We start from the raw sequence: 481 nt of genomic DNA, 5'->3' as shown, positions 1-481 counted from the left end.
TAGACAGCGAAGAAATGATTGCTGAATACCTGAATACAGTACTCGAAGATGGTGACAGCTCTGATTTGATTGTGGCAATCGGACATATTGCAAAAGCAATCGGTATGACTAAAATTGCGGAAAAAACTGGAATGAGCAGACCGAGTCTTTACAAGGCATTATCTGACGGAGCGAAACCACAATTCGGAACAATAATGAAAGTTTTGAAAGCCATTGGCGGACAAATCAACGTGAAGCCAATTTCATCGTAAAAAACGACACCACAACACAGCATATAATTTACGGCTGAAAGTAGGCTAAATAATAAAAAGTAGTATTTTTAAAAAGCATTTGGTTACGCGGAAAAAGCCGCGCTGCGAAAACAGCCGCAAATCATATGCGTAACAGTTGCCCAATATTTGATTAAAGAATATTTTGAAAGAAAAACCATCCGAAAAACTTTGGGATTTTTTTTAAAATGATTGTGTTTTAAGCGGAAACG

Annotated in this window: 1 protein-coding gene; it reads left to right on the top strand. The window is 37.4% G+C overall.

Features of this window, described 5'->3' with window-relative positions; all coding sequences use genetic code 11:
* A partial coding sequence (locus tag K8089_RS16335) for an addiction module antidote protein (RefSeq protein ID WP_237604345.1) occupies window positions 1–251 on the top strand: 251 nt, incomplete at its 5' end.
* Between the last annotated feature and the right edge of the window lie 230 nt (window positions 252–481).

Origin of the sequence: Aequorivita vitellina (genome assembly GCF_022008365.1) — a bacterium.
Classification (GTDB): domain Bacteria; phylum Bacteroidota; class Bacteroidia; order Flavobacteriales; family Flavobacteriaceae; genus Aequorivita; species Aequorivita vitellina.
Note: the sequence above shows the minus strand (reverse complement) of the source record. Positions and strands in the feature narration are given on the sequence as shown.